The sequence below is a fragment of the Sphingobium sp. S6 genome (assembly GCF_905120495.1).
GTDB lineage: Bacteria > Pseudomonadota > Alphaproteobacteria > Sphingomonadales > Sphingomonadaceae > Sphingobium > Sphingobium agri.
This window is the reverse complement of record NZ_CAJHOG010000012.1, coordinates 1-20,017: the sequence shown is the minus strand read 5'-3', so window position 1 is coordinate 20,017 and position 20,017 is coordinate 1. Positions and strand designations below refer to the sequence as shown.

Here is a 20,017-nt window from a genome sequence, read left to right as displayed (position 1 = left end):
AGGGATATGAGGAGAATCAAGATGAAGATCGATACCGTACGCAAGTTCATGAAGCGGCTTGCACGCGACCAGAAGGGCCTGACGGCGGTGGAATATGCCGTGCTGGGTGGCGTGATCGTGGCCGCAATCACCGCGCTTCAGACCGACTTCACCACCGGCTTGCGCGGCGCCTTCACCGCCCTGTTCAACAGCGTCAGCTGACCCGCCAATGACCCCCCGCCGCAGGAGGAGCCGCACGCCCGCGCTCCGGCTCCTCCACTGTCAGAAAGGCATAGCAGCGCTGGAGTTCGCGCTCGTCACTCCAGCGCTGCTGATGCTCATCTTCGCGGTCATCATCTATTCCTTCTGGTTCTCGGCGCTGCTCGGCGTGCGCCATGCCGCCGCCGAAGGAGCAAGGGCGGCGATGGCGGGCCTTTCCAGCAGCGAGCGCGCCGACCTCGCGCGCAGCCGGGCCCAAGCAGTGATCAACGGCTATGGCGCGCTGCTCGGTTCCGGCGGAGCGCCGGACATTCAGGCGCAACCCGAGGGCGTAGGCCAGTTCAAGGTGCAGGTCCGCTACGACATGAGCAGGTCGCCGCTGATACGCTATGCAAGCTTCATTCCGTTGCCCTCGACCACGCTCGGCGCGACCGTCATCGTCACCAACGGCAGCTATTGACCGGCTGGGCGCTCCACCCTTCCGTAACGTCTACGAATATGAACAATCCCCCTTTCCTTTTCCCCAACTGCTGCGTAACTGTCCGCTCTCGCCATGACGCGCGCAACAAGGGTTGTCTGTGCGTCGCGGGATGTCCGGAACGGCGCTGAGCGCTAGTTCGGATGCGATCCGGTCCCGGTTCGCGGGGTAGTTTAGGGCACGCTTTTGCACCCGCAAGAGACGCCGCCATGCAGGAGTTAGCCATGCTTTCAAAGGTCACGCTCGCCAATACCGACCTCTCGGTCAGCCGTCTGTGCTACGGCACCAACATGCTCGGCTGGTCGATCGACCGGGACCGCAGCAACGCCATTCTCGACAAGTTCCTGGAGCTGGGCGGCAATTTCGTCGACACCGCCCGTTCCTATGGTGACTGGATGCCCGACGCGCCCAAGGGTGCCAGCGAACGCGCCATCGGCGCTTGGCTGAAGGGCAAGAAGCGCGAAGACGTGATCGTCGCGACCAAGGGCGGGCATTTCGACATGCGCGCTGGCGACTATCGCAACCGCGTCAACCCGGCCGACATCGGCAACGACCTGAACGAGAGCCTTGAGCATCTCGGCGTCGACACGATCGACCTTTACTGGGTCCACATGGACAATCCGGAAACCCCGGTTGCCGAACTGGTCGACTTCCTCAACGAAGCCAAGAATGCGGGCAAGATCCGTTATTTCGGCGCGTCCAACTGGTCCGACGCCCGCGTGCTGGAAGCCAATGACTATGCCAAGGCGAACGGCAAGGCTGGCTTCGTCGCCGTCGAACCCTTCTGGGGCCTCGCCAAGCCCAATGAAGAGGCTGCCACGGCACAGGGCTACCAGATGTATTTCGAAGATCATGGCGGCAAGCTCAAGGACGCTGGCCTGGCCATCATCCCCTATTGCTCGCAGAGCCGCGGCTACTTCGCCTTCGCTGAAAAGGGCGAAGTGCCCGAGCATCTCCAGGGCTTCTACGACAACCCGGTCAACAAGGACCGTCTGGCCGCTGCCAAGGACGTGGCCGCCAAGCATGGCGTCAGCGTTTCGGACGTCGTGCTCGCCTATCTGCTGAACCAGCCGCAGCAAGTGATCCCCATCTTCGGCGCGTCGAGCCCGGCCCGTATCGAGGAAGCGGTCAAGGCCGCCTCGCTCACCCTGTCGGCCGACGAACTGGCGGCGCTTAAGATCGGCTGATCTTCTAAGCCTGAAAGAATGGAAAGGGGAGCGATCGATACGATCGCTCCCCTTTTTATTGTCAGATCCGATCATTCTTTTGCGAATCGATCAATCGGGAAAGAATCGTACAAATTCTTACGCGATCGCCGTTATTTTCGCCTGACTAACAGTGAACAAGGCGGTAAAAGACGAGCAGACCATACGCATGTGGCGAATTAGGAGACTCTCATGACTGCTGCCCCTGCCCTTTCACAATCCCGTTCGGGCGCAGCGCCTGCATCTCTCACCACGCCCGGCCAGATCGGCACGCTCACCCTTCCCAACCGCATCATCGTCACCGCCATGGGCGTCAGCCTGGCAGAAGCCGACGGTACGGTCGGCCAGCGCCTTATCGACTATCATGTCGCCCAGGCGAAGGGCGGCGCTGGCCTCATCATCATGGGCGTAACCGGCGTCGCGTGGCCGGTAGGCGCGGTCCAGCCAAACCAGACCGCCATCTCGGACGATCGCTTCCTGCCCGGCCTGACGAAGCTGACAGAGGCCGTACATGCGGCAGGCGGGCGCATCGCTGCTCAGCTTCACCATGGCGGCCTTGTCGCCGGGCACAGCGCGCAGGATGGGCACCCTCTCTGGGCTCCGGCATATCCGCCCCCCTTCGCGGGCGACTTCCCAGACTTTTTCCTGCCCGAAGAGATGGCTGCGTTCGCTGGAGGCGTGGTGCCGCAGATCAAGGTGCTGGAGAAGGCCGACATCGATCATGCGATCCGCCAGTTCGCCGACGCCGCGCTACGCGCCAAGCGCGCCGGAATGGACGGCCTGGAGATCCACGGTGGCCACGGCTATCTGCTCTCCTCTTTCGTTTCGCCCTACACCAACACGCGCGAGGATGAATATGGCGGCGACGTGGCAGGTCGCGCGCGCCTGCTCCTTGAGGTGGTGCGCGCGGTGCGCACCGCGGTCGGCCCGGATTTCCCCGTCTGGGTGAAGATGGATTCACGAGAGCTGGGCAAAAACGGCATCACCATCGACCATGCGCTCGAACTTGCGCCTATGATCGAAGCGGCCGGTGCTGACGCGCTTACCGTCACCGCCTATCATGACGTCGGCCAGGGCAAGCTCCATTCGGGTTCCAACATCCCGCATGAGCCCGCCTTCAACCTGGAAGCCGCCGCCGCCATCCGGAAGGTGGTTTCGATCCCCGTGATCGCGTCGGGTCGGGTCGAGCTCGATCGTGGTGACAAGGGGCTGGCGCAGGGCGAGTTCGACTTCCTTGCCATGGGTCGCAAGCTCCTCGCCGACCCTGATCTGCCCCGCAAGCTGACCGAAGGCCGGGTGGCCGATATCCGCCCGTGCATCTATTGCTACACCTGCGTCAGCACCGCCTATCTTCGCGAACAGGTGCGCTGCGCCGTGCGGTCGGAAACCGGTTATGAGGATCTCGACTGGTCCCCGGCCAAGGTTCCCGGCCATGTCGTGATTATCGGCGGAGGCCCCGGCGGCATGGAAGCCGCGCGCAGGCTGGACCTTGCGGGCGCCAAGGTCACGCTTCTTGAAAAATCCGATCGCCTGGGCGGCACGCTGCGCTTCGCAGGGCTCGCCTATGAACCCAATGAACGGCTGCTCAACTGGCTGCGTGACCAGATCGGTCAGTCGAAGGTCGATGTGCGCCTGAAGACTGTCGCGACCCCGGACCTAATCGCCAGTCTGAAGCCCGACAAGGTCATCGTCGCGACCGGCGCCGTGCGCGACATGCCGCCGATCCCCGGCAATGATCAGGACTTCGTTCTATCGGGCGACGATCTGCGCGGCATGATGCTGGGTGAGGACTCTGCTGAAATCCGCCGCAAGACCAGCTGGACCACCCGCGTCGCGACGAAGCTCGGCGCAGCGACCGGCGCCACCGCCAATCTCGATCTGGTGCGCAAGGCGACCCATGCCTGGATGCCGCTCGGTAAACGCGTCGTGATCATCGGCGGCGAGTTGGTCGGCGTTGAGCTGGCCGAATTCCTGATGGAACGCGGCCGTGAAGTCACGGTCGTCGGCGAAGCACCCAGGTTCGGCGGCGGCCTGCTGCTGGTGCGCCGCATGCGCCTGCTCGCGGAACTGCGCGAACATGGCGTGGCCATGTTCCCCGGCGCGAGCGGCATCGCGATCGGCAAGAACAGCGTCACCTTCACCAACGCAGACGGTGAGCAGAAGAGCGTTGCTGCCGATCATGTGGTGGTTGCCATGGGCGCGCATGGCGACTCCACCCTTGCCAATGCGCTCCGCGCGCAGGGCCATGATGTGGTGGAGGTCGGCGATGGCACCGGCGTCACCTATATCGAAGGCGCAATCCGTGGTGCGGCCGAAGCCGTGGCCGCCATGGGCCGCTGATCGGATCTTCAAGCTCAAAGAAAAGGGGAGCGCCGCAACGCTCCCCTTTTTGTATCTGAGCTGCCCCTTATCGAGACCGCCCGACAACCGTTCGCCCTGAGCCTGTCGAAGGGCCTTACTTTTTTATAGCAGCGAGGGGCTTCGACAAATTCAGCCCGAACGGATTTGAGGGATTAAAAGCCCCTCACCGCTCAACCAGTTCAGCCGCAGCCTCAACTCGATAATCCGTCAGCACCGGAGCCGCCATGGCATCGGCAAATGCCTCATAGCTCCAAGGCCAGCTTGCCGGAACGCCGGTGGCATCCAGATACCAGCTGTTACAACCCGATCCGAAGATCGTCGTGCGCGCCGCCGCGATCCGCCGCTCCTCATAATCGGCGTGAGCGTCAGCGCTCGGTTCGATCGTCCGAGCCTCACCAGAGCGCAGAAGATCGATCAATTGATCCACATAGGCCCATTGCTTCTCCGCAATGTCGATCAGGGAGAAGTTGCCAACAGGACCGGTCGGACCATTCAACATGAAGAAGTTCGGAAAGCCCGGGATGGTCACGGCATAATAGGCCGTCGGACGAACAGACCATATATCATCCAGCGAAACGCCACCCCGGCCCAGCACCGTTGTCGGGCGGATGAAGCGGTCCGCATGGAAGCCGGTCGCCAGCACCAGCGTATCAAGTTCGTGCAGCCGCCCGTCTTCCATCCGCACGCCCTTGGCCTCGACGCGGGCGATGCGATTCCGCTCCACCTCTACGTTCGGCGATTGCACGGCGTCATAATAGGACCAGCTGTAGATCAGTCGTTTGCACGCCGCGCGATAATTGGGGCGCAGCTTTTCCTTGAGCTCAGGATCGCGAATGCTGTTCTCCAGATTATCGAGGCAGATTTGCTCGATCGCCGCGATCTCCGGACCATGCGTATCCGTGATGGCATGGGTGAAGCGGAAGATGCTGTCCCAATATTCCTTGTTGTTGCGAATATCCTCGATCAGCGCAGGGTCGCGGCGGAAGGCTTCCTTTTCTTCCTCGCTATACTGGAAATAGGGGACAGGCATGATCCACTGCGGCGAGCGCTGGAAATGCACCAGCTTCGATGCACGCTTGCTCAGCGCGGTGACGATCTGCACGCCGGTGGACCCGTTGCCGACCACACCCACCCTCGCGCCGTCGACCAGCGCATCATCCTGCCAGCGGGCGCTGTGGAACGCCTGCCCCTCGAAGCTGTCCAGCCCTTCGATATCGGGGAGCTTGGGATGGTGCAGAACGCCCGAAGCCGCGATGACGACCTCCGCCTCGACCTCTTCACCGGTGATCAGTCCCAGACGCCAGACGCCAGCGCCTTCGTCCCATACCGTGGACACGACTTCGCTGTCGAAGCGGACGTGCGGCATGATGCCGTATTTCTCCGCCGTCTTCTCGAAATAGGTCTGGATCTCGCCGCCCTTGGCATAATAGGCGTCCCATTCCGCATAGGGCTCGAAACTATAGGTATAGGCGTGCGCGGGCACGTCGCAGGTCAGGCCCGGATAACGGTTTTCCCGCCAGGTGCCGCCTAGCCGCCCGGCCTTTTCGAAAACCGTGAAATCCTCGCCCGCCTGGCGCAGGCGAATGGCGGCAAGGATGCCGGCCATGCCTGCTCCGATAACGGCGAAGCGCAGGCCTTTGCGGCCCTGATCGATGGACAAGTCACTCTCCTGTTGGCTGTGTTCCTGACCATCATGATGCCGCAACCGGCAATACCGCACATCATTCAAATGGATCAGGCCATGACCTACAGGCGAAGATCAGCCCCGCGCTGCTTTCCGACCAGCCTGACGTCCGAAAAAGGTGCAGTCGGCAAGGCTGAGGCCGGAGCTATACCCATGCCCCCATGCCGGCAGCCCCGAAGTACAGCGCCCCGCCGCGAACAGGCCAGCCACCGGCGCACCAGCCCGGTCCAGCACCTCGCCATCGGTCGAGGTCCTCAAGCCCCCCAGCGTGAAGAAGCTGAAATAGCTGGTCGCGAAATTCAGCTCCAGCGCCACGAACGGCCCCTGATCCAGCGGCGTCAGGATCGGCGCCCGCTTGTGGAACAGCGGATCACGCCCTTCCCGCGCATGAGCATTGTAGAATGCCATGGTGGCAGAGAGCGTACCCGGCGCCATTTCCAGCTCGGCCTCGACTTCTTCCCAGCTGTCGCCCGTGCCCGCTATCGTCATCCCAGCCATCGGCAGCGGCTCGTCGAAATGAGCGATGTCGAGCAGCAGATAGACCCTGTCGCCCATCTGGTCGATGGCAACGCGGCTGACCCGGCCGTGATAGCAATCCTCATTGATGAAGCGCTGGCCCATCTGGTTGACGAACACGCCATGCGCCTGCGGCTCCGGCATGGTCCAGGGGCAAGTCGTGAAGAACTGTTCCATATGGATGGCGTCGCCGCCCGCGCTGACGCCCAATTCGATGCCCACGCCGTCATCCTGATCGCCGATCGGGCTGCTGATCTTGAACGTGTCGGGGCAATAGCGCCGCCGCATATCCTCGTTGAAGGCAAAGCCGCCCGTGCAGAGGATGACGCCCTTCGCCGCACGGACGAAGCGATTGACATTGTCGATGCGTACGATGACGCCGACCACTCGCCGATCGTCATCCTGCACCAGCGCAACGGCGCGCGCATCGGTTGTCACTTCAACGCCCAGCGCCTTTGCCCGAGCCTCCAGCAGATCGACCAGCGGCCGACCCCCGCCCCAGCCCATATGAGCGATCACATGGCCGCGCGGCGCAGGCTTCGCGATGTCGCAGAAGGGCCATGCCGCCTCGCTCCCCGACCAGATCAGCGTGGAATCGTCGGTCGGCTCGATATGCTTGCCGGGCAGGAAGTTGCCGCGATAGGGGATGCCCTGCTCCTTGAGCCAGGCATAATGGCCAAGCGATTCCCGCGCATAGAGGTCGCACTTCGCTTCATCCGCGCACGGCCCGCCCGCCGCCTTCAGATAGGCGGCCAGATCCTCCGTGCTGTCTTCGAACCCCGCCGCGCGCTGGGCATCCGTGCCGCCGCCACCGCCGATGTAGATTTCGCCACCCGAGAGCGCCGACGCCCCGCCACTGCCCGACCCCCGTTCAAACAGCATGACCCGCGCACCACCGGCTGCCGCTTCGATCGCCGCGCATGCGCCGGTCGCGCCAAAGCCGATAACCGCGACGTCGGTTTCGAAATCCCACCGTTCAACCTTGCTGGCGGGATAGGGGCGATGAAGCGAAATGTCGGCCACGAAAGACTGTCCTCTCCTTGTGCGATCGGTATCAGAAAGCCTTTGTCTGCCCCCCATCCACCATCAGCGTTTGCCCGGTGATATAGCCTGCCGCATCGCTTGCCAAGAATACGGCGGCTGCTCCAATGTCTTTTTCGCAATCGCCAATGCGCTTCAAGGAAACCTTGTTGATCTGCGTATCATAATCGGCGGGCGCCCATTCTTTCCACGCCATCACGCCCGGAGAATTGGCGAACGGGCAGATGATGTTCACCCGCACCGCTTCCGCACCCCATTCGCTGGCTGCGATCTTGGAAATGGCGCGGATCGCTTCCTTCGCCGCGCAGTAGGAACCCTGCGTCGGGATCGCGTCGAACGCCGCGCCAGTCGCGAAGTTGATGACGGATCCCTTGGCTCTAACCAGATGCGGATAGGCCTCGCGCATCAACACGAAGGTCGGCCAGAAGCCCGTATCGAACGCGACCTCCATGGCCTCGTCAGTCGTTTCGGCAAGCGGCAACTGGCGCGAAGCCTGCGCCGCGTTCACCAGCACATCAAGCCCGCCGAAATGGCCGATCGCCGCCTCGACGATCTTCGGTAACTCGGCTCGCTGCGCCAGATCAACCGCCAGGAAATGCGCTTCTCCGCCCAGAGCGCGCAGCTCAGCCTCGGTCGCGCGGCCAAGCTCCTCCTCCCGGTCGACGATCAGGACACGCGCGCCCGCCTTGACGAAGGCGGTCGCTACACCTTTGGCCACCCCGCGCGCGCCGCCGGTTACGATCGCTGCCTTGCCTTCCAGTGCCTTCATGTCCTGCTCCCATCAGCCTTGTTTATGTGAAATAGGCCCCGCCGTTCACCGTCACGATGCTCCCGGTGGCGAAGCTGCCGTCATCCCCGGCCAGAAACGCCACCGCCCCGGCGATCTCGTCCGGATGGGCAAGACGCTTCATCAGGCTGTCGGCGGCGATCATGTCCTTCATCTCGGCAGGCAAAGTTGCATAGATCGGCGTTTCGGTAGCGCCGGGATTGACCGCATTCACTCGGATGCCGCGATCGGCAAGCTCCCGGGCCATGGCCCTCGTCATGCCCAGCACCGCTGCCTTCGCCGCGCAATAGGGGATAGGTCCATCGCCCTTCACGCCGGACGTCGATCCGATGTTGACGATGTTGCCGCCGGTGCCTTGCTCCGCCATCAGCCGAACCGCAGCCCGGCTGCATTTGAACGTACCGTCCAGCGTCACCGCCAGCACGCCCGACCAGCCATCATCCCCGCAATGGATGGTCTGGTCGACAAAGGTGGTCGGCTCCTCGCCACGCGCGATCTGCTCGGCCCTCTCCGCCTGTGCCGCATAATAGCGGTCCATGCCGTCACCCGCCGCGCTACCCCGCCCGGCATTGTTGACCAGCACATCAACGCCGCCCAGCGCCTGCTTCACCTCGGCAAAGGCCCTGTCCACCGACGCCGTGTCCGCCACGTTGCAAGCGATGCCGACATGCGGCGCGGGCAGCACTGCGCCAGCCGCCGCCGCATCCAGGTCCAGCACCGCGACCGTTGCGCCTTCCGCGGCAAGACGGCGCGCGATGGCAGCGCCAATCCCTTGCGCGCCGCCCGTCACGACCGCGCGCTTTCCCTTCAGCCTTTCCATGGGATCAATCCTCTACTTCAGGCCGCCAGGCGACGCCGTTCACCTGCGCGCCACCATCGGCAAAGAGGGTGTTGCCGCTCATATAGCCGCCGCCTTCGCTGGCCAGGAAGACGGCGACCGGGCCGATATCCTTTTCCGCATCGCCAAATCGGCCTGCCGGAACCTGCTGCAGGATCGCCTGCGTCATTTCCGGGTTGGCGGCGAAATAGTCGCGCGCCTGCGGGCTCGTCGCCGAAGGACAGATGGTGTTGCAGGTGATGCCGTGCGGCCCCCATTCCACCGCCGCAGTCCGGGTCAGCGCCCGCATCGCTTCCTTGCTGGCATTATAGGCGACGGTGAACATATGCGCATTGACGCCGTTCAGCGACCCCAGGTTGATCACGCGGCCATAGCCTTGCGCCTTCATGATCGGGAAAGCCGCCTTCATCGCCCAGAACACGGCATAATAGTTGAGCGCGAAGGAACCCTCCATGTCCTCGTCGCTATGCTTTTCGATCCGCTTGGGGAAGCTGGCTCCAGCATTGTTGACCAATATGTCGAGCCGTCCGAACCGCTGGTGGACCGCCTCAACCATGGCTTCCACCTCGGCGCGCTGCGTCACATCGGTGCGGATGAAAAAGGCGTCCACCCCATGCGTGTCGCGCAGATATTGCGCTTCTTCCTCGCCCTGATCAGCCTTGCGCTGAGCGATCGCGACATTCGCACCGGCGGCGGCCAGCGCGCGGGCGATGCCCTGCCCCACGCCCTGCCCGCCCCCGGTGACGAGCGCCGTGCGCCCTTCCAGCAGCTTTGCCATTTTAGCTCTCCTATATTCTTGTGATGTTTCTCGACGCTTCAGGCGTCCAGCAGCGCATAATCCAGATAGCCGATCCGATCGTCGCCATCCCCGGTGTAGAAATTGGCGCGATTCGCCTTGTTGAGCGCCGCACCCGTTTGGAAACGTTCGACCAGATCGGGATTGGCGATGTAGAGATAGCCGAAGGACACTGCCTCCGCCTTGCCCTCCGCGATCACCGCAGACGCCTTTTCCAGGTTCAGGCCACCATTCTCGATCACCGGGCCGCTCCAATTGGCGCGAACCAGATCGAGCGCGTCCTGCCCCTCCAGCGGAATGTGGATCAAATGGCAGTAGGCAAGGCCCAGGCCATCGATGGCCTTGAGCAATGCCGCATAGGTTTCATGCGGGTTCGCATCGTCCATGCCGTTGAACTTGACGCCGGGACAAATGCGGAAACCGACCCGGCCAGCACCCACGGCTGCGGCAAGTGCCTGCAGCAACTCGACCACGAAACGGATGCGGTTCTCGACCGATCCGCCATAGCGGTCCGTGCGCTGGTTGCTGTTCGAAGACAGGAACTGCATCGGCAGGTATCCGCTGGCGCAATGCAGTTCTATCCCGTCCAGACCAGCCGCGATCGCGTTGCGGGCAGCCTTCACATATTCAGCGATGACGCCGGGAATTTCGTCGGTTTCCAGCGCGCGCGGCACGACCGTTTCCACCGGAACGCCATCGGGTCCGGGAATCTTGTCCGGGCACTGAATGGCTGACGGCGAAACGGTTTCCGCGTCCGCATCCTTGTTCGCCTGCACGGCAGCACGGCCGACATGCATCAACTGCATGACGATCTTTCCGCCCGCGCCATGGACAGCGTCCGCAACCTTGCGCCAGCCTTCGACCTGCGCTTCGCTATGGATGCCGGGCGTGCGCCAATATCCCTTGCCGGTGGGCGAAGGCTGCGTCCCCTCCGTCACGATCAACCCGGCACTGGCGCGCTGGCGGTAATATTCGACCATGATGTCGGTCGGCACGTCGCCCGGCCCGGCCCGGTCGCGGGTCATCGGCGCCATGACGATCCGGTTGGACAGCGCAATGTCACCCAGCGTCACGGGCGAGAAAATATCCGTCATGGCAATCAACTCCGCACGCGCGGCTTGGGCAGCGGCGCGCCCCGACGCATCGTTTCGATGAATTTTTCCAGCGGAGCGGGCGCTTCGACCGGGCCGTCATGCGGCTGGCCCAGACGGTCCCAATAGCTTTTCCAGCTCGGGAACAGGTCGTGAAAGCTGCCATGATAGGGCTGCACGCCGGGCCAGCGCATCTTGCGATCGCCAATCGGCGGCTTGTTGAGGTCGGTCGCGTACCAATAAAGCGGCAGGCGGCGGCGGAAGTACCAGCGGCCTTCGATCCGCTCATATTTGTCGAAATACATCATCTGCATGATGACCCATTCGGCGCCCGTCTCATGCTCGTTCTTCGAATAGACGACGCCCTGCGCATGGTCCGGATCGTCGAAATCGATGACATGCCCGCCAATATGGTGGGACGTGCCGTCGAACTGCATAGAATGGGTTTCGTCGAACCAGTCGCGCAGCGCCTTGCGGCCCTGCTTGCCGCCGCCGACCTTCACATCTTCGGGGAACAGGTTCACCCAGGCATCGGAGTCGCGCATGTCCAGCGCCAGGGAATATTTTGCGGCCAGTTGCCGGATCGCATCCAGCGATTCCAGTCGGTCTATCCGCGCAATCAGGCTCTCGTCCGCCACCCTCTCGATCCTTTCTCGTTGGACCGCTTGTTTCCGCTATCCCCTTGGTTCTGAAAATGCCAAAATAGCTCAAAGGTCATGACAAAAAGGCTCAACACCAAACATCTGTCCCGCCCGGTCGCGACCCGCGTTCCGGTCGCCATCGCCCGCGATCTGCTGCGGCTGGTCGAGGAGATCGGCGTCGATCCGGCAGAGCTACTGCGGCAGGCGAGCCTCGCCCATCTCATTGGGCCGCCGATTGGGGGAGCCGCCGCGCAGCGCGGGCTTGTCCAGGATGACTTCACCCGCCTCTATGCCCATTGCACCTGGGCTCTGGATGCGCAGGCGGCACGGCAGGAAGGACGCGAGCCGCTGACGAAGGAAGGGGTGGACATGCTCTGCCACTGCATCATCACCTGCCGCACATTGGCGGACGTGATCGAGCGCACGGATCGCTTTTCCGCCCTTATCGGCCCGCGCGCCGGTCGACTGCGGCTGAAGGTCGATGACGGCGTTGCGCGGCTCGACATGGCCACGCCACGTAAGATCCGCAACGCAAGCGCCTATGTGTCGGACCTTGCGGGCCTCTCTACCTACTATCGCCTGTTCGGTTGGCTCATCGGTGAGGATATTCCGCTCCTGGGCGCAGCGATGCGCTATCCGCCCCTGCTGGACGAGCAGACCATTTCCTACCTCATGCCCGTCCCCATGCAGCATGGCGCGCCCGAAAACAGCCTGCGCTTCCCCGCCAGCTATCTCGACCGCCCGGTGCTGCGCAGCCATCATGAGCTTGAGCATCTGCTCGAACGCTTCCCTTTCGACGTCGAACAGCCTCAGTCGCTGGATGCCCCGCTGTCGGAACGCATCCAGCATCTCTTCAGCGCGATGCTCGCCAGTGGCGAAGCGCCCGCCACCGCGTCCAGGCTCGCGCGCCAGTTCAGCATCAGCGTCGCCACGCTGAAGCGACGCCTGGCCGATGAAGGCACGTCCCTCGTCCAGCTCAAGACCGAGGCACGGCGCGCCCTCGCCACCCGGCTGCTGGACGATCCCCGCCTCACCATCACCGAAGTCGGTCGCCGGACGCAGTTCAGCGACACAGGCGCCTTCCGCCGCGCCTTCCAGCAATGGACCGGATCATCGCCGAGCCGCTGGCGCGAATTGCGCCAGGGCGGCGGGCAAGCCGATCAATAGCGGGCGATGATATCGTCGGCGAAGCGGTTGAGATCGTCGATCTTTTCCTGCAGAGGCTGGCTGTCCTCTTCCACCGCATAAAGGTTGCGGAAAGAAGCGACGACATCGGTCACGCCCGCATCTTCCTGCCGCCGGATCATATCCAGATCGGCACCCCCCATCGCCGAACCGAAGATGCGGAACGGTGCGTCCTTGCGCCCCAGTTCCTCGCGATAGGTGGACAGCTTCTCCAGCATCGGCAGCATCATGTCCATTCCGCCGCCTGCGAACATCCAGCCATCATTGCGCGCCGCCCGCTTCAGCGCCGCGTCGGAATGGCCGCCGATCAGGATCGGCACCGGCTTGGTCGGGACAGGATTGAGCTTTACCGGCGGCAGATCGAAAAACTCGCCATGATATTCGAAATAGCCGCCATTGGTGAGGCCGCGCACGATGTCGATGCACTCGTCGAAGCGCTTGCCGCGCCCTTCCCATGCCACGCCCATGACCTCATAATCCTCAGGCCAAACGCTCAAGCCGACGCCAAAGTTGAAGCGGTTGTCGTAGAGCGCCTCGATCGATGCCACGATCTTCGCGACATAGAGCGGCGGCCGCACCGGAAGTTTAACGACATTGGTCGTGACCTCCAGCTTCTCGGTCGCCGCCAGCATCGCGGTCACATGGATGAACGACTCCAGGAACGGCTTGTTCTCCAGGAATTCGCGCCCGCCATCGTCGGTATAGCTATATTTGGTGCCAGAGCTTTTCGGGTAGATCAGGCTGTCGGGCACCGTGAAGCCCGCATAGCCCGCCGCTTCCGCCGCCTTGGCAAGCGGCGCGTAATAGTTGATTGCGGTCATCGATTCGCCCAAATGAAAGCGCATCGCCCTCTCCTTCCATCTCGCTTTATTCATCCGCGGCGGCTTTGCTTGCTAGCGCCCGGTGCTCCTCACCTTATCCATTCGGCGGAAAATACAGTCAACAGCAGCGGCAATCTCTTTCGTGCGCGATAGCGCCTACCGCTACGCATATCCCGAATAGAAGCGGGCGCTTCCCGCAAAAAGCGCATTGAACAAATGTTTTTTTCTCTTATCCTGCGCCGCAAAGCTGCCGACCGGATTTCGCGGATCGGCCGCGCAAGCAATGAGAAAGGAAAGAGGATGTTGCTGAAGGACAAAGTCGTGATCGTCAGTGGCGTCGGCCCCGGCATGGGCCAGGCGCTGGCCCGCATAGCCGCATCCGAAGGCGCAAGCGTCGTCCTCGCCGCCCGCAACCAGGCCTTTCTCGATGAAGTATGCGCCGACATCACGGCAAAGGGCGGCAAGGCGATCGCCGTCGCTTGCGACGTCAGCGATGAGGGTCAGTGCAAGGCGCTGGCAGAACGCGCCGCCGCGGAATTTGGCGGCCGGGTCCATGGCCTCGTCAACAGCGCCTATTATCATGGCGACTGGTGCTTCGTCGACAATGCCGACATTGGCGACTTCACGAAGGCGTTCGACGTCAACTGCGTCGGCGCCCTCCGCCTTACCCGCGCCTGCATCCCCTATCTGCGCGATGGCGGCGCAGTCGTGAACGTGTCCACCATGGCGTCGGTCAATCCCTATGGCCACGAAGGCGGCATGGAGATGCCCTATGCAGTGGCAAAGGGCGCGCTCAACACCTTGGGCAAATATATGGCCAGCGATCTTGGCCGCCACGGCATCCGCGTCAACACCTGCCGCATGGGCTGGATTCATGGCGAACCGGTCGAAGGTTTCATCGCGTCGCAGATCGACGCCGGGTTCAAGCGCGAGGATGTGGTCGCTGGCGTTACCAAGAACATCCCGATCGGCATCATCCCGCCGGAAGATGACTGCGCCCGCGCCGTCCTGATGATGATCTCGGACTATTCGCGCGTCGTCAGCGGCGCTTCGCTCGACGTCAACGGCGGCCAGTGGATGGCGCCCTGATCCTTCAAGGGAGGTGCCCGATGTTCAAATGCATCGCACTGCTCAGGCGCAGGCCGGATCTCTCCCGCGAAGCGTTCATCGACTATTATGAAAGGCAGCACGCGCCCCTGATCCGGCGCCTGCTGCCGGGCATAGTCGATTATCGCCGCAACTATGTCGAACTGGAGGGCGCGTTCCTGTTTCCGGACGCCGCCCCCATCGACTTCGACGTCATCACCGAAATATGGCTTGCCGACCGCGCCGCCTATGACCGCTTCACCGCCGCCGCCGCGCAAGAGGACATCGCCCGGCAAATCGCCCAGGATGAGGAAAATTTCCTGGATCGTGCGGCAACCCGCATGATGGTGGTCGATGAAAAGGGCGCGGACAGGGCCAAGGCCATCACCCCTCAGGCGCTGCTGGACGAACGGGAGATCATGCGCGGCTTGTCTCGCTTCGCCCGCATCCTCGACAACAAGCAGTGGGATCGCTTGAGCGATGTCTTCGCCGATGATCTCAGCTTCGATTATGGCACGGGCGGCGATCAGCATGGTATGGCGGCGCTCACCACCAACATGCGCCGTTTCCTTGACCGCTGCGGCGGCACCCAGCATCTGATCGGCAGCATCCTGGTGGACGTCGAAGGCGATCGCGCGACGAGCCGTTCCTATGTGCAGGCCCGGCACCAGCGGGTGGACGACCCGGCTGGCCCGATCTTTGATTCCAATGGCGAATATGTCGACCAGTGGGAACGGCGTGCCGAAGGATGGCGTATCGTGCGCCGCGACGCGATCTGGGCCGCGCATACCGGCGACCCGATGATCCTCCACGCTGAGCCCGGCAATCTCGGCTGACAAGCATCAGGAACTCAGATTCTTCCCCTCTCCCCTTAGGGCTCGGCCAGAGGCACGTGACCCTGGCCGAGGTGGCGAGCGACGCGAAGCCGGGAGAGCGGGACATCGCGACGATCCCCACGTTCCCCTCTCCCCAGCCCTCTCCCCTCAAAGGAAGAGGGAGCACGTACTTAAAACTCTCCGTTCATTAAAAATGGGTAGGCGCTAAACTCACGCCACCTCGGCAAAAGGTAGACACACGCTGTCGAACCCCAGCACATGCGCAACACGCCCCAACCCGACCCAGGCCGCAACACTATGCGCCAGGTCGACGATCTCTTCGTCGGAAAACAGCGCATGCGCCCGTGCCCAGAAATCCTCATCCTGGGCGATGGACTTGGGCTCCTGCGCAAAACGCTCGGCAAATTCGATCGCCGTCCGCTCGCGCGGGCTGAACAGAGGTGATGTCCGCCAATTCTCGACCGCCGCGTAAAACTCCTCATCCGGCGCTGGCCCATTGTCGGCGACCGTATGCGCGGGCCGTTGCCCGGACGCGGCAAACATCGACTGCGCATCCCGCGCCGCCCGAAACTGCTGACAGATCACGCAACCATTGATCTGCGCCGTGCGCGACCGTGCACCCTCGAACTCGCGCAGCGACAACAGGCTGTGCTGATAGACCGCCTTCGAAAAGCCGCCTGCCGCCGCCATGATCTCTCGCGCATGATTACGCGATGCATAGCCATATGGATCGGCGGCGTCCTGCTCGGGTAAGTCGATACGGATCATGGCATCTCTCCTTATGTCGCTATCTTGTTCACCGTTCGCTGTTCAATCGACCCCCGGCGCGCCAGGGAACTGCACATAATATTGGCCGGTCAGCATGCCGCCATCGACTGCGATCTCCGCCCCGGCGAGATAGGAAGCCTCGTCGCTCGCCAGGAACAAGGTCGCGCGCGCGACCTCTTCCGGCGCACCAACGCGCTGAAGCGGCACATTGCCGAAGCGCTCATTGACCTTCTCGCGCGTGGAACCGTCATGATTCGTCATCACCGTGTCCACGCCGCCCGGATGCACGGAATTGACGCGTATGCCTCGATGGCCAAGTTCCAGCGCAGCGACCCGCGTCAGCCCGCGAACGCCCCATTTGCTCGACGAATAGGCGGCAAGGCCGTTGGCCCCCTTCATGCCGTCGACCGACGAGATATTGACGATCGCCCCCTTGCCCCGCGCGATCATGCCCGGTGCGACAGCCTTGATCCCTAGAAACTCACCAGTCAGGTTGACCTTCAACACACGCTCATAATCGGCCAGCGTCGTGTCCAGCAATGTGCGGAACAGCAGGATCCCCGCATTATTGACCAATATGTCGACGGGGCCAAGGTCCGCTTCGACCGTCCGGACCAGATCGGCCCAGCCTTCCTCGCTCGTTACATCATGGCGGTAGAAGCGTGCGGCATCCCCCAGCTCGGCGGCCAGTTGCGCGCCATCTTCCTCCAGCACGTCGGTAATCGCGACCTTCGCGCCTTCCTCGGCGAACAAACGGCTTGTCGCGGCACCCATGCCGCGAGCGCCGCCTGTGATGATTGCAACCTTGCCCTGCAAACGGCGCATCAAGTCCTGCCTCTCCATCGCTTATCCCGCCGACCGTTACGCATAACTGCGTTCTTTTCCGCGTCGGCGGCTCTATACGCGTGGATAAACTCCGGCAGGATCGAGGGCAACTGGAATCAGGGGACTCCCCCTTCAGGGCATCAGGAAGCGCCGGGCAGTTCACCCAAAGCCACATAGCGCGGCGTGCCGTCCTCCCCGATCTCTTCAGTCAGGATCGACGTGATGCGGCTGACCGACTCTGCAATCCACCAGCGGCCGTCCTGCTTGCGATAGACGTCCTGATATTCCACCGCGAGCCGTGTGACCGAACGGGTCGCAAGGATGATCGTGCGGAAATTGAGCGACCAGCGCCCCCGCGCCTCATCGGGGCTGATCAATTCTATGTCCGCGTTCGTCGCATGGTGGATGTCATAGACACCGCCCGCCATCGCCATCTTCTGGAATATGGCGATGAATTCGTCACGATCGGTGAACAGCGGGAAATTCTGGTAATCCAGCCTGATGCCCTGCGGCAGGAACGTCTCGCGCAGTTCATCGACCAGCTTCAGGTCGCAGGCTCGCAGATAGCGCGCCTTGAGCTGGCGGATTGCGCTGACATCTTCCAGTGCCGTGACACGCGCGGCTAGTTCTTCCAGATTGATCGACATGATACTCTCCTTGGGGCTTGGCCCCCTGTTTTTCGCGAAAGGGTCAGACCATGGCTGACCGGCTCGTTTTTTCAGCCTGCGACGACGTCCCGCGTGATCTTGGCGATACCGGCCTCATATTTGAGGTTGTGGACGGACACCGACGTTTCGACGCGCTGCACCCCCGGCATCGGCCGTATGCGCTCCGTCACCAGATCGTTCAACTGCTCGATGTTGGTGAACAGGCCCATCGCCAGCAGGCTGTAACGGCCCAGCAGCACGATGACGCATGTGATTTCCTCAAGATCCGACAGGCTGCGCGCCAGTTCGGACACTTGCGACGGGTCGGCATCGATCCCCATCATGCAAAGATTGGGGGACCCGGCCATGCGGAAGTCGGTGACGACCGTGAACTGGATCAATCCCTCATTCTGCAACCGCTTGACGCGCGTGCGGATCGTGCCTTCGGTAACACCCAGTTCCGCGGCGATGGCCCGGTTAGAAATACGCGCGTCACGGGCAAGCTTTTCGACAATGCCCTGATCCAGCTTGTCCAGGCGCGCCCAATCAGCCTTCCCCGTCACAGCGGCACCACGTTGAATTCATATTTCACGATGTCCACCGCCACCCCCGACCTTATGTGAATGACCCCATCGACGCTGGCAATGCGATCGAACAGCATCTGCTGGACCTCGCCAAAGTCACGCAGCGCGACGAGCAACTCCACATCATGTTCGCCGCTCATGATGTTCACGCTCAGCACTTCGGGAATGGCGGCGAGTTCCTGACCGACATCCTGAACGCTGCGGCCCTGGACCTTGACCCCCAGGGCGATGATCACATTATAGCCATGGGCTGCAAAATCCGTGACGGCCACCACCCGCATGGCGCGGGCATCTTCCATCTTCTGCAGCCGGGCTGAAACAGTGGCAGCGGTGACGGAAAGCCGCTCCGCAATTTCCTGGTTGGTCGCGCGGCCGTTGGTCCGAAGTATCTCTATGATATTCGTGTCGAGCGTATCCAGCGATGGCGGCGTTGTTTTCCGCCCGCTTCTGATCTGCATTCTTGCCCCGCCTTCAAAAATGTAGCTGGTTTGATAGCGCGCACTTACGCACAGCACCAGACTCAATGCTGTTACCGCCGCTATTTGCTCATTTTTTCGCCGCTCCTCCTGCTATATTTCAGCAGGATGGAGCGCCTTGCGCAGGGCGGCGACGGCGTCGCGTTTCATCTGCAGAACGGGCGGCGCATCTGGCAACACGTCGAAACCGTGATAGGCGCCAGGATAGACATGCAGTTCGGCCGCGACGCCCGCTTCGATCAGCCGCCGGGCATAGTCCATGTCCTCGACCAGGAAGAGGTCGAGCGCACCCACGCAGATGAAGGCGGGTGGCAATCCGGCCAGGTCTTCCGCCCGTGCAGGCGCTGCATAGGGGGATATGTCGGCCGATCCGGGCTCCTGCCCCAGCAGGCTCCGCCAGCCAAAGGCGTTGGCCTGCGGCGTCCATACGAACGCGCCCAAATGCGCAGGCAGCCGCGTGATGCAGGTGCGGTCGTCCAGCATGGGGTAGATCAGGTTCTGATGCGCGATCGCCGGGCCGCCCCGGTCACGCGCCAGCAGCGCCAGCGCCGCCGCCAACCCACCGCCCGCGCTCTCCCCGCGCACGGCGATCCTCGTCCGGTCTATGCCCAACTGCTCCGCGCTGTCATGCAGCCATTGTAATGCAACATAGCAATCCTCCACCGCACCCGGCGCCACCGTCTCCGGCGCAAGCCGGTAATCGACCGAAACGACGAGGGCGGAGGCGGCACGCGCGAGCTCGATGTTGGACAGGTGATTGGTCGCCACCGATCCCATCACATAACCGCCGCCATGAATATGCAGCACGGCAGGCAGCACGCCTTCCGCATCGGACGGGCGATAAATCCTCACCACCAGTTCATGGCCGCCAAGCGCGGCGATCCGCTCTTCCCGCCACTCAACCCCGCTACCTTCCGGCTCGGGCACTGCCGCGCTCATCTGCTCCATCCCCGCCCGGATCGCAGGCAGGCTCTCCGCCGTGAGTTCGAACGAGGGCATGAAGTCCAGCCCCGCCAACAAGCTCGGGTCAATCAATTCACGCATTCTTCTCTCCTATTTCCTATTTTCGTTTTCAGCGCGTTCTTCTCACTACTTCCTTCACGCAATCCACCGCATTTTGTGCGCGTTGTTGTGGTGTTGTTCCTGCGTCTAT

21 protein-coding genes are annotated in these 20,017 nt (G+C 62.7%); 7 read left to right on the top strand and 14 right to left on the bottom strand.

The window, feature by feature from the left end:
- Window positions 1-21 precede the first annotated feature (21 nt).
- The 4 genes from SPHS8_RS18050 (at window position 22) to SPHS8_RS18035 (ending at window position 4,221) form a co-directional block, all read left to right on the top strand.
- A complete protein-coding gene (locus SPHS8_RS18050; RefSeq protein ID WP_201516714.1) occupies window positions 22-201 on the top strand; it encodes a Flp family type IVb pilin in 180 nt (59 codons plus the stop codon).
- 7 nt (window positions 202-208) lie between these two features.
- Window positions 209-658, top strand: coding sequence for a TadE/TadG family type IV pilus assembly protein (locus SPHS8_RS18045; RefSeq protein WP_201516713.1), 450 nt, complete (start codon window positions 209-211; stop codon window positions 656-658).
- A 242-nt stretch (window positions 659-900) separates the two neighbouring features.
- Entirely contained in the window at window positions 901-1,863 is a 963-nt protein-coding gene (locus tag SPHS8_RS18040) for an aldo/keto reductase (protein ID WP_201516712.1), read from the top strand.
- 210 nt (window positions 1,864-2,073) lie between these two features.
- Window positions 2,074-4,221 (top strand): oxidoreductase, encoded by a 2,148-nt coding sequence (locus tag SPHS8_RS18035; RefSeq protein WP_201516711.1) that lies wholly within the window; start codon window positions 2,074-2,076, stop codon window positions 4,219-4,221.
- 184 nt (window positions 4,222-4,405) lie between these two features.
- Here the strand turns inward: SPHS8_RS18035 and SPHS8_RS18030 are convergent, their stop codons facing one another.
- The 7 genes from SPHS8_RS18030 to SPHS8_RS18000 all read right to left on the bottom strand — a co-directional run bounded on the left by SPHS8_RS18030 (window position 4,406) and on the right by SPHS8_RS18000 (window position 11,633).
- Entirely contained in the window at window positions 4,406-5,902 is a 1,497-nt protein-coding gene (locus SPHS8_RS18030; RefSeq protein ID WP_201516710.1) for a flavin-containing monooxygenase, read from the bottom strand.
- 99 nt (window positions 5,903-6,001) lie between these two features.
- The gene (locus SPHS8_RS18025; protein WP_201516709.1) at window positions 6,002-7,465 is read right to left on the bottom strand and encodes an FAD-dependent oxidoreductase; all 1,464 of its coding nucleotides are present in this window, start codon (window positions 7,463-7,465) and stop codon (window positions 6,002-6,004) included.
- A gap of 31 nt (window positions 7,466-7,496) precedes the next feature.
- Complete coding sequence (locus SPHS8_RS18020) at window positions 7,497-8,252, bottom strand: SDR family NAD(P)-dependent oxidoreductase (protein ID WP_201516708.1); 756 nt, start codon at window positions 8,250-8,252, stop codon at window positions 7,497-7,499.
- A gap of 22 nt (window positions 8,253-8,274) precedes the next feature.
- Window positions 8,275-9,090, bottom strand: coding sequence for an SDR family NAD(P)-dependent oxidoreductase (locus SPHS8_RS18015; RefSeq protein WP_201516707.1), 816 nt, complete (start codon window positions 9,088-9,090; stop codon window positions 8,275-8,277).
- A gap of 4 nt (window positions 9,091-9,094) precedes the next feature.
- Window positions 9,095-9,886, bottom strand: a complete 792-nt coding sequence (locus tag SPHS8_RS18010; RefSeq protein WP_097093361.1) for an SDR family NAD(P)-dependent oxidoreductase — start codon at window positions 9,884-9,886, stop codon at window positions 9,095-9,097.
- 38 nt (window positions 9,887-9,924) lie between these two features.
- Window positions 9,925-10,998 (bottom strand): alkene reductase, encoded by a 1,074-nt coding sequence (locus SPHS8_RS18005; RefSeq protein WP_201516706.1) that lies wholly within the window; start codon window positions 10,996-10,998, stop codon window positions 9,925-9,927.
- Window positions 10,999-11,003: 5 nt separating this feature from the next.
- Window positions 11,004-11,633 carry a nuclear transport factor 2 family protein gene (locus SPHS8_RS18000; RefSeq protein ID WP_097093359.1) on the bottom strand — a complete coding sequence of 210 codons (630 nt, stop codon included), beginning with the start codon at window positions 11,631-11,633 and terminating at the stop codon, window positions 11,004-11,006.
- Between the two features lie 78 nt (window positions 11,634-11,711).
- Between SPHS8_RS18000 and SPHS8_RS17995 the strand changes: the two genes are divergently transcribed.
- A complete protein-coding gene (locus SPHS8_RS17995; RefSeq protein ID WP_097093358.1) occupies window positions 11,712-12,803 on the top strand; it encodes a helix-turn-helix transcriptional regulator in 1,092 nt (363 codons plus the stop codon).
- Here the strand turns inward: SPHS8_RS17995 and SPHS8_RS17990 are convergent.
- Entirely contained in the window at window positions 12,797-13,666 is an 870-nt protein-coding gene (locus SPHS8_RS17990) for an LLM class flavin-dependent oxidoreductase (protein ID WP_201516705.1), read from the bottom strand. The genes SPHS8_RS17995 and SPHS8_RS17990 overlap by 7 nt on opposite strands.
- Window positions 13,667-13,942: 276 nt before the next feature.
- Here SPHS8_RS17990 and SPHS8_RS17985 point away from each other — a divergent pair, with 276 nt between their 5' ends.
- Together SPHS8_RS17985 and SPHS8_RS17980 are read left to right on the top strand one after the other, a co-directional pair.
- Window positions 13,943-14,731 (top strand): SDR family oxidoreductase, encoded by a 789-nt coding sequence (locus tag SPHS8_RS17985; protein WP_201516704.1) that lies wholly within the window; start codon window positions 13,943-13,945, stop codon window positions 14,729-14,731.
- Window positions 14,732-14,751: 20 nt separating this feature from the next.
- On the top strand, window positions 14,752-15,564 hold the full coding sequence (locus SPHS8_RS17980; protein ID WP_201516703.1) for a nuclear transport factor 2 family protein: 813 nt from the start codon (window positions 14,752-14,754) through the stop codon (window positions 15,562-15,564).
- 210 nt (window positions 15,565-15,774) lie between these two features.
- Here SPHS8_RS17980 and SPHS8_RS17975 read toward each other — a convergent pair whose 3' ends face one another.
- From SPHS8_RS17975 to SPHS8_RS17950, 6 genes are all read right to left on the bottom strand, one after another.
- Window positions 15,775-16,332 carry a carboxymuconolactone decarboxylase family protein gene (locus tag SPHS8_RS17975; protein ID WP_201516702.1) on the bottom strand — a complete coding sequence of 186 codons (558 nt, stop codon included), beginning with the start codon at window positions 16,330-16,332 and terminating at the stop codon, window positions 15,775-15,777.
- 42 nt (window positions 16,333-16,374) lie between these two features.
- Window positions 16,375-17,157, bottom strand: coding sequence for a glucose 1-dehydrogenase (locus tag SPHS8_RS17970; RefSeq protein WP_201516701.1), 783 nt, complete (start codon window positions 17,155-17,157; stop codon window positions 16,375-16,377).
- A gap of 140 nt (window positions 17,158-17,297) precedes the next feature.
- Window positions 17,298-17,804: a nuclear transport factor 2 family protein gene (locus tag SPHS8_RS17965; RefSeq protein WP_201516700.1), complete on the bottom strand. Its 507-nt coding sequence runs from the start codon at window positions 17,802-17,804 to the stop codon at window positions 17,298-17,300.
- A gap of 71 nt (window positions 17,805-17,875) precedes the next feature.
- On the bottom strand, window positions 17,876-18,367 hold the full coding sequence (locus SPHS8_RS17960; protein WP_097093353.1) for an Lrp/AsnC family transcriptional regulator: 492 nt from the start codon (window positions 18,365-18,367) through the stop codon (window positions 17,876-17,878).
- Complete coding sequence (locus tag SPHS8_RS17955; protein WP_097093352.1) at window positions 18,364-18,846, bottom strand: Lrp/AsnC family transcriptional regulator; 483 nt, start codon at window positions 18,844-18,846, stop codon at window positions 18,364-18,366. The genes SPHS8_RS17960 and SPHS8_RS17955 overlap by 4 nt, the downstream gene beginning before the upstream one ends.
- Before the next feature lie 111 nt (window positions 18,847-18,957).
- Window positions 18,958-19,908: an alpha/beta hydrolase gene (locus tag SPHS8_RS17950; RefSeq protein ID WP_201516699.1), complete on the bottom strand. Its 951-nt coding sequence runs from the start codon at window positions 19,906-19,908 to the stop codon at window positions 18,958-18,960.
- Window positions 19,909-20,017 lie beyond the last annotated feature (109 nt).

Coding starts and splice junctions, on each gene's coding strand:
- SPHS8_RS18050 (WP_201516714.1), top strand. CDS start 22: ATGAAGATCGATACCGTACGCAAGTTCATGAAGCGGCTTGCACGCGAC.
- SPHS8_RS18045 (WP_201516713.1), top strand. CDS start 209: ATGACCCCCCGCCGCAGGAGGAGCCGCACGCCCGCGCTCCGGCTCCTC.
- SPHS8_RS18040 (WP_201516712.1), top strand. CDS start 901: ATGCTTTCAAAGGTCACGCTCGCCAATACCGACCTCTCGGTCAGCCGT.
- SPHS8_RS18035 (WP_201516711.1), top strand. CDS start 2,074: ATGACTGCTGCCCCTGCCCTTTCACAATCCCGTTCGGGCGCAGCGCCT.
- SPHS8_RS18020 (WP_201516708.1), bottom strand. CDS start 8,252: ATGAAGGCACTGGAAGGCAAGGCAGCGATCGTAACCGGCGGCGCGCGC.
- SPHS8_RS18015 (WP_201516707.1), bottom strand. CDS start 9,090: ATGGAAAGGCTGAAGGGAAAGCGCGCGGTCGTGACGGGCGGCGCGCAA.
- SPHS8_RS18010 (WP_097093361.1), bottom strand. CDS start 9,886: ATGGCAAAGCTGCTGGAAGGGCGCACGGCGCTCGTCACCGGGGGCGGG.
- SPHS8_RS18005 (WP_201516706.1), bottom strand. CDS start 10,998: ATGACGGATATTTTCTCGCCCGTGACGCTGGGTGACATTGCGCTGTCC.
- SPHS8_RS17995 (WP_097093358.1), top strand. CDS start 11,712: ATGACAAAAAGGCTCAACACCAAACATCTGTCCCGCCCGGTCGCGACC.
- SPHS8_RS17990 (WP_201516705.1), bottom strand. CDS start 13,666: ATGCGCTTTCATTTGGGCGAATCGATGACCGCAATCAACTATTACGCG.
- SPHS8_RS17985 (WP_201516704.1), top strand. CDS start 13,943: ATGTTGCTGAAGGACAAAGTCGTGATCGTCAGTGGCGTCGGCCCCGGC.
- SPHS8_RS17980 (WP_201516703.1), top strand. CDS start 14,752: ATGTTCAAATGCATCGCACTGCTCAGGCGCAGGCCGGATCTCTCCCGC.
- SPHS8_RS17975 (WP_201516702.1), bottom strand. CDS start 16,332: ATGATCCGTATCGACTTACCCGAGCAGGACGCCGCCGATCCATATGGC.
- SPHS8_RS17970 (WP_201516701.1), bottom strand. CDS start 17,157: ATGCGCCGTTTGCAGGGCAAGGTTGCAATCATCACAGGCGGCGCTCGC.
- SPHS8_RS17965 (WP_201516700.1), bottom strand. CDS start 17,804: ATGTCGATCAATCTGGAAGAACTAGCCGCGCGTGTCACGGCACTGGAA.
- SPHS8_RS17955 (WP_097093352.1), bottom strand. CDS start 18,846: ATGCAGATCAGAAGCGGGCGGAAAACAACGCCGCCATCGCTGGATACG.
- SPHS8_RS17950 (WP_201516699.1), bottom strand. CDS start 19,908: ATGCGTGAATTGATTGACCCGAGCTTGTTGGCGGGGCTGGACTTCATG.